This window comes from Aeromonas sp. Y311-2 (genome assembly GCF_027706025.1).
GTDB lineage: Bacteria > Pseudomonadota > Gammaproteobacteria > Enterobacterales > Aeromonadaceae > Aeromonas > Aeromonas veronii.
Genome location: NZ_JAPDCL010000024.1, coordinates 18473 through 32707, shown reverse-complemented (window position 1 = coordinate 32707; position 14235 = coordinate 18473). Strand labels below are relative to the sequence as shown.

Here is a 14235-nt window from a genome sequence, read left to right as displayed (position 1 = left end):
GCGATACCATGACACCTCGCTCCTTATCCCATGACAGGCTGACACAGGGCGGGCAACCGCCCAGTGGTGACCCCCGCATCCACTGTGACTACCTGACGCTGGTCCGGCTACAGGGGCTGGTCGGCCAGTTTTCACTGCTGCCCCGGTTAAACAGCGGCAACCTGCTGTGCGGCCGCCACCCGTCACGCTTTCGCGGCCGTGGACTCAACTTTGAAGAGCTGCGCCACTATCAGCAAGGGGATGATATTCGCACCCTGGACTGGAAAGTGACCCTGCGCACCGGCCGCCCCCATGTGCGCAGTTATAGTGAAGAGAAAGATCGTCACGTGATCCTCTGCGTTGATCAGCGCAGTTGCATGTTCTTCTCCTCGGTGGAGGTGATGAAGTCGGTAGTGGCCGCCGAAGTCGCCGCCCTGCTCGGCTGGCAAGTACTCAAAGAGAGCGATCGGGTCGGGCTCGCCATTTTGCACTGCGATGGCGTGGCGTGGCTGCGCGGCCAGCGCTCCCGTGGCCACTGGTTGGCAGGACTGCGCCAGCTCTGTGCCGCCAATCATGCTCTCTCGGCCACCAGCCGCGACAGCGAGGCGACCGGTCTGGCCCCCCTGCTGGCGATGCTGGACCGCCTCAAGTTGAAAAATACCACCCTGATCTTTCTTAGCGACTGGACAGGCGTCACCGAGGCCGACCTGGCCCGCCTCGGTTACTTGCAGCAGCACAACGATGTGCTGGCACTGCACATCGCCGATCCCCTCGAGTCGACCCTGTCGACCACAGCCGCAGACGCCAGCTGGGTAGTCGGCGATGGCCAGTACCAGCTCAATATTGCTCCCCACCAGATCCCTGTGCTGGATCAAGGGCTAGCCCGCCAGCAGCAGCTGAAAAAAGATCAACTGCTGCGACTGATGGCCCTCAAGGGATTGCCGCTTATCACCCTCGACACCGGTGGCCACCACCTCGCCCGCCTCATTACCACATTGGGAGGAGATCACTGATGAACCACAAGCTGCCCGGCACCTATATGCTGCGCGAATTGCAGGACGTGACCGTACCACCCACCATCAGCTGGCAACCGCAAACCGCAGGCTGGCTGCTGCTGGCGCTGAGCCTGGGGGCGCTGGCGCTGCTCTGGCTCTATCACCGGGCACAGCGCTGGTGGCAACAGCGTTACCGCCGTGAAGCGCAGGCGGCCCTGCGCACGATCAACTGGTCTGATGCCGGGGCCCGTCTGGCACTGTTTCACCTGATCAAGCAGGTGTTGACCCACCTGGATCCCCGGCACGGCAAGCTGTTTGGCATGGCGTTGCTGCAGACTCTCGATAATGCCATGGCTGATAGGCAGCCCCGTTTCGCGACCGAACTGGGGGAGCGCTGGCTGGTATCGCTGGTCTGTGATCAGGTGGTGCTAAGCGTCAGTGATCAGCTCTGCCTCGTTTCCCTCTGCAACGACTGGCTTGCCCACCACCAGACTCCAATACAAACAGCCTCGTTGGCGACGGAGGCCCATCATGCTTGATGCAGGTCTCGAGTTTGCCCACCCCCACTGTTTCTGGCTGCTGCCCCTGCCGTTGCTGGTATTTCGCCTTATTCCGGCCTATCGCACCCGGCAGAGTGCCATCAAGGTGCCCTTCTTCGATCTGCTGATCGATCTACTGGATGAACCGCCGCGTGAGGGGGCAACCCAGCTGACTGCCAGCTGGTGGCAGCGGATCGCCCTGATCACCGTTTGGCTACTGGCGGTGCTGGCGCTGGCCAAGCCCACCATTTATGGCCCCCCACAAGTGCGCGAGCGGTTCGGGCGGGATGTGATGATAGTGCTGGATCTCTCAAGCTCCATGGCCGAGACCGACTTCTCTACCGACCCCGGCAAGTCCCTCAGTCGGCTCGACGCCGCCAAAGAGGTGCTTAAACAATTTGCTGCAACGCGCGAAGGAGATCGACTCGGGCTCATCCTGTTTGGGGATGCCGCCTTTGTCCAGGCGCCGTTTACCGCCGATCTCGACACCTGGCAAACCCTGCTGCAGGAAACCGATGTCGCCATGGCAGGCCAGAGCACCCATCTGGGGGATGCCATCGGCCTGGCAATCAAAGTGTTCAACAACAGTGATCGCCACGGGCAACAAGACCAGAACAGCGCCAAGCGGGAGAAAGTCGCCATCATCCTTACCGATGGCAACGACACCGGCAGTTTTGTCAGCCCGCGGGATGCGGCCCGGGTAGCCGCGGTCAACGGCGTGCGGCTGCATACTATCGCCATGGGGGATCCGGCCACCGTCGGCGAACAGGCACTCGATCTCGATACCCTGCAACAGTTGGCGACCCTGACCGGCGGCCAGTTGTTTCAGGCTCTTGATGAGGCGCAGCTGACGCGCGCCTATCAGGTGATCGGTGAGCTGGAGCCACAACGCTACGAAAGCACCCGCTTTCAGACCCGCGAAAGCCTGCACCATTACCTCATCGCCGTCAGCGTCGTCCTCTATCTCACCCTCTTTTCCCTGTTGACCCTCAGGCGCTACCGCCTGCGCACTGCTCTCTCAGGAGACACGCCATGATGGATCCTCTCTACTGGCAACAGCTCTGGCTGAACGCCCACTTTCTGCGCCCCTGGTGGCTGCTGGCCTTGCTCCCCCTTGTCGCCATCCTGTTGCTGCGCTGGCACATGGATGAAGCGAACAACTGGCAACAGCGGCTGCCGCCCCATCTGCGCGCGGCGTTGACGCTGGGGGACACCGGCTGGAAAAAGAACCTGCCCCTCAAGGTGCTGGGGCTGCTGATGGGGCTCGCCATCCTGATCTGCGCAGGGCCGACCTGGAACCGTGAACCCTCCCCTTTTGGCGAAGATCAGGGCGCCCTGCTGATCCTGCTCGATAACAGCGACTCCATGCTGGAAACGGATATCGCCCCCAACCGGTTGACGCGGGCCAAACAGAAGATCAGCGATCTGCTGGCGACCCGCGATGGCGGGCGCAACGGGCTGGTGGTCTTTGCCGGCTCGGCCCACACTGCCATGCCACTGACCCGTGACAGTGCCGTCTATGACCCTATCCTCGCCGCCATCCGTCCCGAAATCATGCCTAAAGCGGGCAAGCGCACCGAACAGGTGATCCCGCTGCTCACCGATCTTCTGGCCGATGAGACTGGCAGCACCGTTTTGCTGGTGAGTGATGGCATCAGCCCCTCCGCCATCGCCCCCTTGGCTGACTATTTCCGTGGTCAATCCCGTCAGCTGCTGATCCTGGCCGCTGGCGACCCGGCCCTGAGTGGCAAACGCCCGCTGGAGCTTGCCTCACTAAGGCGACTGGCCAGTGACAGCAATGGCACCCTGCTCACCATGACGGTGGATAATGGCGACGTAGAGCGGATCAACCGGGGGATTGAACGCAACTTTTTGATCCACAACGACTCCCTGATGCTCTGGCAGGACATGGGTTACTACCTGCTCTTTCCGGTCGTCGCCCTGCTGCTGCTCTGGTTTCGCAAAGGCTGGCTGGTGCAGTGGGGTCTGGTGGCAGCCATCGGTCTCTCCCTGTTACAGACGACGCCTGCGCAGGCCACCACCTTCTCTCTGGCGCCCGCAGAGCCGACAGAGCCTGCGATCAATCACTGGGCAAAGGAGCTGAAACAGCAGTGGTTCAACCTCTGGCTCACCCCGGATCAGCAGGGGCAGTGGTACTTCCAGCAGGGGGACTATCTGGAGGCGGCTAAACACTATGAAGATCCCTTCTACAAGGGGGTGGCCTACTATTATGGCGCCGAGTTTGCACTGGCCCAGTCAGCATTCCTGCAAGCCGACTCCGAACAGGCTCTGCTCTATGCCGGCAATGCCCTCGCCAGACAGCGTGAGTATCTGGCCGCCCGCCGGCTGTTCCGGAAACTGGCTGACGAGGCCAGCGACCCGAGCGTGCGCCAATCAGCCGCCCACAACTATCAGGTGATGAGCGGGATTGTTGACGAGATCAACCGCGCCAGTCAGAGCCAGACCGGCACGCCGGATGGACCTGATCACTCCAGTGAACTGCCCGATGATGAGCCACGCAGTGCCGACGGGGCGGAAGAAACCGTGGCTTCATCCCTGATGGCGCGCGAAACCCTGACCGCAGATCAGATCCTGGCCAATCCGGCGCAGGCCGAAAAGTGGCTGCGCCGGGTGGAGTCTGATCCCGGTGACTTCCTGCAAGCCAAATTCCGCCTCCAGCTACAAGCGCAGCAAACGAGCGCAACCGCCCGTCCTCGATCTGCCACCCACAAGGAGCCTACCCATGTGCAACCGGCACAATAAACTCCGGCACTGGCTTTGCGGATACGTGGCGACCGCTACCCTGCTCGGGGCCGTGCTGCTCATCGTCGAAGCACAGGCTGCCGAGGCCGCTGATGCGACTGACGCCACTCAGGTAACCCTCAAGAGCTGGTTGAAAGATCAGGGGGAGGAGAAGCGCCCCTATGCCGTCAACCAACAGATCACCCTCTATCTGGAGCTGGCGACCAACCGCTGGTTTACCGCGGGCACCCGCATCGGCCAGTTCGAGCTGCCGGGGGTTATGGTCAAGCAGCGCAGCGAGCTGGCAACCAACTTCACCCAGCGCCGCGATGGCGAGACCTGGTCACACCAGCGCTGGGAGCTGACGCTCTATCCCCAGCAATCCGGCCAGTTCGAGATCCCCGCCATCGCGGTGCGGGCCACCGTGGCGCGCCCTGAAGGGGGCTCCCTGCAGATCACCCTCACCACCCACCCTCAGCGTTTTGCCGCCGCTCTGCCCGACCCAGCCCTGACGGTCGGCGGGCGTTGGCTGAGCGCCAGCAATCTCACCCTGAGCCAGCGTTGGCAGCACTCTGCGGATGACCATGCTGACGGCGAGCTGCGGGTAGGGGATGCTATCACCCGCACCGTGACCGCCAGCGGGCAGGATACCCTCTCGGTGCTGATCCCGCCGCTGATCACTCCGCTTGCAAGCGATGGGCGGGTACAGGCCTATCCGGCGCAAGCCCGACTGAACGATACCCAGGATCGGGGGGAGTACCTCTCGACACGGGAAGATCAGACTACCTATATCGTGCAGCGCGGTGGTGAGTTGACCCTGCCCGCGCTGGAGCTTGCCTGGTGGAACAGCCAGACTGGCCAGCTGCAAACCCTGACCCTCCCTGGGCAGACCCTGCAAGTGCGCCACACTCCCGCCTCCTGGCTGGCGACCTACTGGCATCGGTTGCTCGGAGTAGCCGGTGGTGTAGCCCTGCTGGTACTGGCACTTCTTGCTATGGCCCGTTACTACCGTCACCACCCTCGCCCGCTCGGCTGGCAATATGGGGCCGCCATCTGGAGCAGGCAGTGGGGGGCGGTGCGGGTACTGGCCTATCGCTATCTGCGGGCCAAGAGGGGTTGGCTGGAACTTAGCCGTGTCAGTTCCGATCAGGCTTGGCAGCAACAACAGGCTGTATTCCAGCAAGATCCCCTTGATCGGGCTGATGCGCTCAGGATGGGCTGGCGCCTGCTGGTGCGCCTGCAAAGGCAACGGGGCGCCAGTCTTGGCAACATCCGCTCACGGTTGGGCCACATTGTCGGCTGGCAAGCGGCCCTGCCGGAATTGCCCCCCCTGACTGGCAAACCGACCTCAGCGGATCAGTCATCCAGCAACGCAAACAGATAAATAAAGTGCGCCACGCAGCAACCAACCCCTGCACTGGTTGTCCCACTTTGCCCACTTCATTACACTGCCAAAGTGGGATACCAGCTGGCTGCCACGCCACCTGACTGGTGTGGCAGGTTCTCCCCTCCGGCTACCCGGCAGTGCCAAGGCAGTGTGATTTTTCCACGAGCATGTAACGAGGCCTCTCTTGTTAGACATCAGAAGTACCGAGCTGAACCTGATCCCGATCTTTGTCGCCATCTATGAAGAGCGCAGCCTATCCCGGGCGGCGACACGCATGGAAATCAGCCAACCCGCCGTCAGCAAGGCCCTCAAGCGACTGCGGGAGATCTACGGTGATCCTCTGTTTAATCGCAAGGTCGTGGGGATGGAGCCCACCTCGTTTGCCATCGACATCTATCCGGCGATGGCGGCCGCGCTGAAAAACTTCAGCTCGACCCTCTCGACCTCGCGCACCTTCAATCCGCGCACTTCCCAGCGAGTCTTCTCCATCGCTTGTGTCAGACTGGTCAGTGCCCAACTGGTCCCGGCGCTGCTGTGCAAGATCCGGGCACACGCCCCAGGTATTTCGCTCGAGGTGCATCCCCTCTTTACCGAGGATATGGAGAGTGACCTGCGGATGCAGCGTTATGATCTCATCATCGACATGACCCAGAGCGGGCGCAGCATGCTCAAGAGCGAGGTGCTCTATGGCGAGCAAGTGAAGGTGGTGTGTGCCAGCAACCACCCGCGACTGGGCAGCAACTTGACGGTGGAGGCCTATTTTACCGAGGAGCATGTGGCGTTGGCCCAGTGGCAGGTCAGAGGCAGCATGATCACCGCCGAGCACCTGCCGCAAATGGCCAACCGCAATATCGTGGTACGGGTGCCGACCGCCATGGAGATGCTGCCCATCATTGCGTGCAGCGAGATCATCGGAGTTTTGCCCACCTCCATCATAAATACCTTTGCCGGCATGTATGATGTGCGGGTACTCCCCTTCCCCTTCGAGGAATCAGTATTCAGCCTGTCGGCCATCTGGCACCCCAGCCGGACCACCGAGGCTGGCCACCGTTGGCTGCGCCAGCAGTTGTTCGAAGTGGTCAGCGAGCTGGGGCTGACCACCTCCATCGTTCAGTCCTAACGGGCATCTCGCACCAGTCGCAATCCCATGTCAGCCATCATCACCGACTGGCTGGCAAAATCACGCCGGAAATTTTCAGACAATTCAGCCTCATAGGCGTAGCTGCCGCCTCGCACCGACTTATGGGCGAGGTGGCTCTTGCTCTGCTGGGCATTGTTCGGGTTCTCTTGAGGACTGTGGCGATAGAAGGTCTCTTCATAGGCATCAGCCACAAACTCCCCCACATTGCCGGTCATGTCGTATAGCCCCAGCTCGTTGGGCTTTTTCAGCCCCACCGGATAGGCGCGATTCTTGGCGTTGCCGCTGTACCAGGCCACTTCGTCAATCTGATCGGAGCCGCTGTAACGATAACCTTTACTCAGCTTGCCCCCCTTGGCTGCATACTCCCACTCAGCTTCGGTGGGCAGGCGGTAGTGAGCGCCGGTCAGCTCATTGAGCCTTGTCACAAACAGATTGGCCTGTTGCCAGCTGAGGTTGTTGACCGGTACATCCGGTGCCTGGAAATAGCTGATGGAGGGGCCCATCACCGCTTCGAAAAGAGCCTGGGTCACCTCGAATTTTGCCATGTAGAAGCTGTTGAGCGAGACCGTATGCTGCGGCCCTTCGCTCGCTTTGGCGGCAGGGTCGTTGGAGCCCATCTCAAAACGGCCCCCTTCCACCAGCACCATGTCCGCCTCAACCTTCTGTCGCAGCGGATGGAGCGGTTGGTTGCCCTGTTTGACCGAGAGGGTGCAGCCGGCCACCAGCAGGGTGGTCGCCAGCAACGGAATTGCGCATTTGAACGGTATGATCGTCATAGCCTGACCTGTGCAGTAAGAGAAGTGGCAGCCATCACTGGCCAGCGGAAACCGGCGGCGTGCTCGTCTTGCTCGCGCGCTTGCTATTGAGCTCGGCCAGCACCTCGGGGGGCGCTATCTTGCCAAGTTCACTCATGCAGGCGTCGCTCTTGGGGTGATCGTGGCGAAGGTAGATATCACACACCGCATAGAGCTGCTCCGGCGCGCCGGAGATCCGGTAGGCAAGCTCGAACGAGCCGATGGCTTTCTCAAGATCCAGCGGCTCTTGCAGCACCCCGTTGAGATACCAGAAGTAGCTATTATTGCCAGCGAGCTCCGCCGCCCGTGCCATGGTGACTGCCGCTTCGTTCTTCTGATCGAGGCGCACCTGGGTCAGCGCCTTGGCGTAATGGAGGTTGGCATTCTGCGGCAGCGCAAGAATCCCCTTGTTGAGCAAGGCCAGCGCCTCGGCATCCCGTTGCTGAGCCCGCAAGTTGTCAGAGAGGCCAAGCCAGATCAGGGGATTATCGGGCTGATTGGCCAGCAGTTGTTCGTAGCTTGCCTGCGCCTTGTCCCACTGCCGGGTCCAGCGATAGAGATCTGCCTGCAACAGCTGCTGAGCAGGGTCCTGCTGCCGGGCGAGATACTCGCTCACCTCCGCCAGCGGCTGGCCAATGGCGCTCAGTTGCCCCTCATTCATGGCGCCATAATCGCGAGCCAGATTGAGGGTAGCGGCGCGGCGAACCTCGGCACTGCTGTCAGCCAGCAGTGGTGAGAGCAGTCGCCAGCGGTGCGCAAACTGATAGGGATCGGCGGCAATCACCGCCGCTTCACGCACCAATGCGTGCTCATCACGCAGGCTTCTGGCCACCGCCACCAGACTGTTCTGGTTCGGATAAGCCGCCAGCTGGCGCAGGGCATCGGCCCGCTCCACCGCTGGCAGGGAGATATTCTGCGCACTGTAGGCCCACTGCTGGATCTGGGCGGCTGAGGGGGCACTGGCCGCCACGGATGCAGTGGGTGCCCCATTCGCTGATGTGGTGACCGGCGGCTCAGGGCTGGCTACCGCCAGCGCTGCGCCAGACAAGGTCATACCAAGGGCCAGCCACAAGGAGCCCATGGTGCCGGAGCGGGTGTGACGAAACTCGCAGCGACTCAACATGTTCTGCATCGCTTATTTCCTCTGACCATGTGTCAAGACGCCGTTATTCATCACCGCATCACGGTACTTGCCATGGACCACCGGATAACCGGCACGGCGAAGGATATAGGCCATCGACTGATCAATATGGCTGAAAAACTTGTACCAACCGGCACAGAGGTAATTCAGACCTGCCTCCCCTTCGTGGGTGCGAATAAAGCGGTTCTTCGGGCACTCCCCATAGCAGGCAAACTGGTAGTCACACTGCTGGCACTGACGGGTCAGGCTGCGCGATTTGGCAAAGCCGAACGCTTGCTGGGCGGGCGAATACGCCAGTTCACTGAGCGGCTGATGGTGGATATTGCCGATCTTGTACTTGGGATAGACATAGTGGTCACAGGCAAACACATCGCCGTTGGGCTCCATCGCCAGCCCCTTGCCGCAGATCTCCCCCAAGGTACAGAGGGGGTTCTTGCGTCCCATCCAGGTTTCGACGCTCGCCTCGAAATATTGCACGAAGACACGTCCCAGATCCCGCTGCACCCACTCATCGAAAATAGTGATGAGAAAATCCCCCCACCCCTCGGCCGAAACGCTCCAGGGCTCGACCACCGAATTTTTGTGCCAGGGATTGAGGCGCTTGTCCCCCTGCTTGAGTTGCTCCTGCGGTTGCCAGGTCTGGGGCGCGGTGGTGCGAAAACTCTTCTGCTCGACGATGGGGATAAACTGCATCTGGGGCGACTTCACCTCATCACGCAGGAAGCGATAAACCTCCAGCGCATTCTTGCTGGTGAGGTTGTTCACGCAGGTCAGGGTGGCAAACTTCACCTTGTATTTGTGCAACAGCGCCACCGCCGTCATCACCTGATTGAAGGTACCGCGCCCGGCTCGGTTGACCCGATAGGCGTTGTGAAGCAGCTCGGGGCCATCAATGCTCAGACCGATGAGAAAGTTGTTGGCGGCCAGAAATTCACACCACTCATCGTTGAGCAGGATTCCGTTGGTCTGCAGGTCGTTGGCAATCACCACCCCTTGCGGCTGGTATTTGCGCTGCAACTCGACCACTTTGCGAAAATAGTCGAGCCCGAGCAACGTCGGCTCGCCCCCCTGCCAGGAGAAGATGATCTCGGGGGTATTCTGCCCCTCGATATATTGACGGATATAGGTCTCAAGGGTCTGCTCGTCCATCTGGGGCGAACACCCCTTCTTGTATTCCAGCAGATCCTGCTTGCTGAGGTAGTAGCAGTAGGTACAGTCGATGTTACACACGGCCCCGATAGGTTTGGCCATCACATGCATCCGCTTGGATGCCTTGCCGTTGAACTGTGGACCCTGAGTAATCACCATAACTGCACCACCTGCAAAATTGCTGTTTTGAGGCCTGCAGTCTAAAGGCTCCCGCTGTCACACGCTGGTTATACCCCTTATAACCAGCGGATATGGGACCAGGCTAACATTCTGGTGTCATAAAAAATCATCGCATCCTACGAGATAAATTGGTCGTATAGTCCCGGTGAGCAAGACAGAAGTGCATAAGATATCGGGAGCAACCGCCCAATATACCGCCACCTGCACGGCTCGCACTTCGTTCTGCCTGCGCTATGGTTTACCATGCACACAATTGTGGTGCCTGGCACCGCCCACCCTAGCGCTAGGCGCTACCGTCATCGGATACCTCATCTCGAGCAACATGAGCAAAACAGCACACGCGGGCAACGAGCCAACATTCTATTTCCACGACTACGAAACCTTCGGCATCAGCCCCGCCAAGGACAGGCCGTCGCAGTTTGCCGGTATTCGCACCGATGCAGATTTCAACATCATTGGCGAGCCGCTGGTCATTTATTGCAAACCGCCGGCGGACTATCTGCCAGATCCGGAGGCGTGCCTGATTACCGGTATCACGCCGCAAAAGGCGATGAAGGATGGGCTGTGCGAGGCGGATTTCATTCGCCAGATCCACGAGCAGTTCGCCACGCCGAATACCTGTGTGCTTGGCTACAACAGCATCCGCTTCGATGATGAAGTGACCCGCTACACCCTCTATCGCAACTTCTATGATCCCTATGCCTACAGCTGGCAGAATGGCAACTCCCGCTGGGATATTCTCGACATGCTGCGGGCCTGCTATGCCCTGCGCCCGGAGGGGATCGAGTGGGCGTTTGACGATGAGGGCAAGCCGAGTTTCCGGCTGGAGAAGCTGACGGTCGCCAACGGCGTCGCCCACGCCAATGCCCACGACGCACTCTCAGACGTGCTGGCTACCATCGAGATGGCCAAGCTGGTGAAAAAGGCGCAACCCAAGCTGTTTGGTTATCTCTTTGACCTTCGCAACAAGAACAAGGTGAAGGCGCTGATTGACGTGGTGACCATGAAGCCGCTGGTGCACGTCTCCGGCATGTTCTCCCCCTGGCAGGGTTGTGCAAGCTGGGTCTCGCCACTTGCCTGGCACCCCACCAACCAGAACGCGGTGATCATGGTGGATCTGACCCGTGACCCCACTCCGCTCATTGAACTCTCCAGCGAGGAGATCCGCGAGCGCCTCTACACCAAGAAAGAGGAGCTGGGGGATCTGGCGGGCATTCCGGTCAAACTGGTGCACATCAACAAGTGCCCGGTGCTGGCGCCGGCCGCCACCCTGACGGCGGAACGGGCCGACGAGCTGGGCATCGATCGGGAGCAGTGCCGCAAGAGCCTGGATCTGCTGCGCGCCCACCCCGAGGTGCGGGAAAAACTGGTGGAAGTGTTCAATCAAGAGTTCGCCGGCAGCAATGAGAGCGACCCCGATACCCAGCTCTACGCCGGATTCTTTGGCCATGGCGACAAGTCCACCATGGATCTGGTGCGTGCCACCCCCGCGGATCTGCTGGGTGAACGGGAGTTCGCCTTTACCGACGCCCGGCTGCCGGAGATGCTGTTCCGCTACCGCGCCCGCAACTGGCCACACACCTTGAGCGAAGCAGAGCAGAAACGCTGGCGCCTGCACTGCAGCGACTACTTCAGCCGCCGTCTGCCGGACTACGTGCCCCGTCTCGAGGCACTGGCCGAGCAGAACCAGAGTAACGAACGGAATTTTGCGATTCTAAAGAGTCTCTACCACTATCTGGAAGATTTATAAGTTGTGAGTAGTTTCACAATAAATCCTTCCCGCCCATCCCCTTCTTCAGGTCATAATGACGAAGGGGATTTCCCCAAAAACCAATATCTTGCAACATCCTGAGTGGATGTCTCCCAAGCAAGAGATCTCTTTGGCCGAACGGAAGCCATTTGCTGATGCCTCGTCACCACGCACTGCTCGGATTACTGGCCCTGCTGCCGCTGGCAGCCAACGCCGCATACCGGTTCGATGTGCCGGATTATCTTGCTCGCCTGCCCGAGCAGACCTATCGCATCGTAGAACAGAACTTCAATACCCTTTATCAGCAGACTGATTTCACTCCCCTGATCACCAACAGCTACTTCAACGGCTCCCATCTCTACAAGTTTGTCGGGGTACCGCTGGCCATCAGCGCCCAGTCAGGTTTCCAGCTGGAGGTGTTTGGTCAGGTCTATAACCGCGCTTCGCAAGCCTATATGCACCTGAGCGAGGATATGTCCCTCTATCGGGTGATGCGGGTCGATCTGATGGGGAACCCCAATGATCAACTGGCCATCGGTTTTGGTCTGGGGGTGCCCATCACCCCGTTGCTGACCCTCAAGGCGATCGCCTCCGGCAGTGATATCCCGGGCTATGGCTCCGCCAAATACGCCGTCGGTTTTGAGTGGCGTTACTGATAACCGCTGATTGAAACAATTCAGGCTCCGTGATGGAGCCTGAATTGTTTATGGTGAGGTTGTGATCAGGCGTAGCGGATCACCCGCCCTTCGCCCTCTTGCAGGGTCACAGCCGTACCGACTGCCTGTCCCTGCCAAAAATCGGTTCCCCCTTCCGGCAGCAGAAACTCCTGTGGTTGCCCCTCCCAGTTGAACAGACAGAGCAAAGTGCCGCCCTCGGGCAGGCTTACTTCACCACAGGCAAAGTCCATCGACTCGAAACGGGCAGAGGGTGCACGGGACGCACAAAGCTCAAGCAGCTTGCGCAGTTGCGCCGCTTGCTCCTCATCGAGATCCTGCAGTCGATCACCGGCCAGCATCATGCCACCGCTCGCCACCAGTGCAGCCAGATGGAAACTGTATTCAGCTTTACTTGCCTGCTGGCTCGGTAGATCACGCAGGCAAATGCAGTCGGGGTCGAGGGCCCAGAGCTTGTCATTTTGCCAGGCGCGGCAGAAGGCCTCGCGGGCGATCTGGCGATAGCGGTGGCCATTGCGCTCCACGTCATCGCTCACCCGCATGCCGTGCACCAAGCCAAGGCTTGGCCAGATGGGGGCGTTGCAACCGAGCAGGAAGGCCCCTTCACCTGCACCACGCAGGATGGCGGCCATGCCGCGCCGATAGGCCTCAACCCGAGTGGCTGCCGGATCGTGGAAACGACCACCGTGGATGGCGCCCCAGAAGTTGGCATCGAGCTTGAAATAGTGGATGCCCCACTGCTCGCGCAGGGTACGGAAAACCCGCTCGAGGTGCGCTTGCACCTCGGGGTGGGTACCGTCCAGCACATACCAGGGAGTACAACGCCAACCGCCATAGGTGACCCGCTCGGAGGGGAGCGGCAGGCCGTCATCCCCCTTCACAAACCAATCGGGGTGATCCTGAAACACCTGTGAACCGGGCTCTGCGATAAAGGGAGCGACCCAGAGAGCGGGCTCGCAGCCAGCCTGTTTGATCTCCGCAGCCAATGAAGCAACGCCTTGCTCGAACTTGGCCGACGGAGTGAGCCAGTCGCCCATCTTGGCCTGATAGCCGTCGTCGATCTGCACATAGCGCAGGGCCGGGAAACGCTCGGCACGAACCTGCAGATTTTCGCGAATGTCGGCGGCGCTCACCTCGGCGTAGTAGTGATACCAGGAGCACCAGCCGCTCGGGCGCTCATTTACCTTGCCGATCAGCGAGCCATGTTCGGCCTCGATCAGCCGTGCCAGCTCGGCCAGCAGATCCTCGCGCTCCGCCCCTTCGAGGCAGATCAGCGCCTCGCTCTGCCAGTGCTCACCGGCCGCGAGTGTTCGCCCTTCGCAGTTCATCAGGATCTGCAAGCGGCCATCGGGGTAGAGGCGAAACTCCCCGCCAAAACGGTGGCAGCTGGCAAAGGCGAGCAGCAGCCACCCCTTGTTATGCTCCACCAGCAACAGGTTGTGAATGGTGTGATAGCCGTTGTCATCGGTGATGCGATAGACGCTGGAATCGGGACAACGGCCGACATGTTGCGGTGACAGCCAGCTACCCATGGTCTGGGCCAGCATCTGGAATCCTTCGCCATAGATGGCGCTCTCCACCGGCAGGCCAAGCTTGCCATCAAACAGCACCCAGCGCTCAACCGGGGTAGCATCAGAACCGGTGTTGTCAAGTCGCACCCGGCACAGAGGCCCTTCCCACTGACGGGTTTGCAGCAGGTGGGGTGGCAACACATTATCGTTCGCCAGCTGGCGAACTCGGGACAAGAGGGATGTCATCACTACT

The 14235-nt window shown here is 60.4% G+C and carries 12 protein-coding genes; 8 read left to right on the top strand and 4 right to left on the bottom strand.

Features of this window, described 5'->3' with window-relative positions; genetic code table 11:
* Positions 1–8 precede the first annotated feature (8 nt).
* The 6 genes from OKC42_RS18705 to OKC42_RS18680 all read left to right on the top strand — a co-directional run bounded on the left by OKC42_RS18705 (position 9) and on the right by OKC42_RS18680 (position 6762).
* Complete coding sequence (locus OKC42_RS18705; protein ID WP_270820581.1) at positions 9–992, top strand: DUF58 domain-containing protein; 984 nt, start codon at positions 9–11, stop codon at positions 990–992.
* A complete protein-coding gene (locus OKC42_RS18700; protein WP_270820580.1) occupies positions 992–1513 on the top strand; it encodes a DUF4381 family protein in 522 nt (173 codons plus the stop codon). The genes OKC42_RS18705 and OKC42_RS18700 overlap by 1 nt, the downstream gene beginning before the upstream one ends.
* Positions 1506–2549, top strand: a complete 1044-nt coding sequence (locus tag OKC42_RS18695; RefSeq protein ID WP_270820578.1) for a vWA domain-containing protein — start codon at positions 1506–1508, stop codon at positions 2547–2549. The genes OKC42_RS18700 and OKC42_RS18695 overlap by 8 nt, the downstream gene beginning before the upstream one ends.
* Entirely contained in the window at positions 2546–4276 is a 1731-nt protein-coding gene (locus OKC42_RS18690; protein WP_270820577.1) for a VWA domain-containing protein, read from the top strand. Before OKC42_RS18695 ends, OKC42_RS18690 begins: the two co-directional genes overlap by 4 nt.
* Complete coding sequence (locus OKC42_RS18685) at positions 4257–5639, top strand: BatD family protein (RefSeq protein WP_270820576.1); 1383 nt, start codon at positions 4257–4259, stop codon at positions 5637–5639. The genes OKC42_RS18690 and OKC42_RS18685 overlap by 20 nt, the downstream gene beginning before the upstream one ends.
* A 187-nt stretch (positions 5640–5826) precedes the next feature.
* Complete coding sequence (locus OKC42_RS18680; protein ID WP_120414213.1) at positions 5827–6762, top strand: LysR family transcriptional regulator; 936 nt, start codon at positions 5827–5829, stop codon at positions 6760–6762.
* Here OKC42_RS18680 and OKC42_RS18675 read toward each other — a convergent pair.
* From OKC42_RS18675 to OKC42_RS18665, 3 genes are read right to left on the bottom strand one after another with little or no spacing between them, the layout of a single operon-like run.
* A complete protein-coding gene (locus OKC42_RS18675; RefSeq protein ID WP_270820575.1) occupies positions 6759–7559 on the bottom strand; it encodes a formylglycine-generating enzyme family protein in 801 nt (266 codons plus the stop codon). The genes OKC42_RS18680 and OKC42_RS18675 overlap by 4 nt on opposite strands.
* Positions 7560–7593: 34 nt before the next feature.
* Complete coding sequence (locus OKC42_RS18670) at positions 7594–8709, bottom strand: tetratricopeptide repeat protein (protein ID WP_270820574.1); 1116 nt, start codon at positions 8707–8709, stop codon at positions 7594–7596.
* 3 nt (positions 8710–8712) lie between these two features.
* On the bottom strand, positions 8713–10026 hold the full coding sequence (locus OKC42_RS18665) for an anaerobic sulfatase maturase (RefSeq protein WP_270820573.1): 1314 nt from the start codon (positions 10024–10026) through the stop codon (positions 8713–8715).
* A 343-nt stretch (positions 10027–10369) separates the two neighbouring features.
* On the opposite strand from OKC42_RS18665, the gene sbcB reads away from it, so the two are divergent.
* The gene (sbcB, locus tag OKC42_RS18660; protein ID WP_270820572.1) at positions 10370–11797 is read left to right on the top strand and encodes an exodeoxyribonuclease I; all 1428 of its coding nucleotides are present in this window, start codon (positions 10370–10372) and stop codon (positions 11795–11797) included.
* Between the two features lie 155 nt (positions 11798–11952).
* Positions 11953–12453 (top strand): hypothetical protein, encoded by a 501-nt coding sequence (locus tag OKC42_RS18655; protein WP_005360277.1) that lies wholly within the window; start codon positions 11953–11955, stop codon positions 12451–12453.
* 65 nt (positions 12454–12518) lie between these two features.
* Here OKC42_RS18655 and OKC42_RS18650 read toward each other — a convergent pair whose 3' ends face one another.
* On the bottom strand, positions 12519–14228 hold the full coding sequence (locus tag OKC42_RS18650) for a glycoside hydrolase family 36 protein (protein WP_270820571.1): 1710 nt from the start codon (positions 14226–14228) through the stop codon (positions 12519–12521).
* Positions 14229–14235 lie beyond the last annotated feature (7 nt).